Origin of the sequence: Blautia massiliensis (ex Liu et al. 2021) (genome assembly GCF_052064225.1) — a bacterium.
Classification (GTDB): Bacteria; Bacillota; Clostridia; order Lachnospirales; family Lachnospiraceae; genus Blautia_A; species Blautia_A fusiformis.
This window is the reverse complement of the sequence record NZ_JBQHWA010000085.1, coordinates 1-945: the sequence shown is the minus strand read 5'-3', so window position 1 is coordinate 945 and position 945 is coordinate 1. Positions and strand designations below refer to the sequence as shown.

The 945-nt window shown below is 44.0% G+C and carries 1 protein-coding gene; it reads left to right on the top strand.

Annotated elements, in window-relative coordinates:
• Nucleotides 1-166: 166 nt before the first annotated feature.
• Nucleotides 167-945: IS21 family transposase (istA, locus tag ACTNDQ_RS15390; RefSeq protein ID WP_441065001.1), on the top strand; the 779-nt coding region annotated here is incomplete at its 3' end.

Genomic DNA, 945 nt, shown 5'->3' with positions numbered 1-945 from the left:
TGAATAATCCGGGGTGAAATCCATCACCTGTCCGGCGTATGGAAATCGCTAATCCGCTTAATTGGAAATCGCGTTTCCGTTAAATAGGAAATCGATTTATCTATAAAAACCTTATAATGAGCTCATGCACCAGTTGGTGTAAATTCATTGTAAGGAGGTCACAATTATGACCAAGTACAGAGAAATCATTCGCCTTACTGGCCTGGGATTCTCACAACGCGATATCATGGCTAGTTGTGGTGTCGCACAAAAAACTGTCGTCAAAGTCCAAAAACGTGCCAGAGAATTAAAACTTTCATGGCCACTTGATGAAGCAATGACTGACACAGAGCTTCAAAAGCTCATGTTCTCTAAAGAGAACAAGGTATCGCCTAATAAACGTATGCCTGACTACGACTACATCCGCAAGGAGCTACTTCGTAACGGAGTAAGTAAAAAGCTCCTGTGGACTGAATACATGGAGGATTGCCGTGCCAATGGCGAAGAACCACTCATGTATTCTCAGTTCTGCTACCACATCCAACAGGATGAGCAGAAACATCGTGCTACCATGCATATCAACCGGAAACCCGGTGAACAGGTTGAAGTTGACTGGGCAGGGGATCCTGCAACAATCATTGATCCGGATACCGGAGAAATCATGAAAGCCTACATATTTGTTGGTGTAATGACTTACAGCCAGTATACATACGTGGAAGCATTTCTGGATATGAAGCAGAAATCATGGATTAATGCTCATGTCCATATGTACGAGTACTTTGGCGGTGTTGCCAGGATTCTCGTACCGGATAACTGCAAAACTGCAGTTGTTCACAATGGTGGACTTAAAGACCAGCAGATTAATGAAACCTATCAGGAAATGGCTGAACACTATGGCACCGCTATTATTCCGGCACGTGTCAGAGCTCCCAAGGATAAGCCGAATGCTGAAGGAACGGTAGGAAA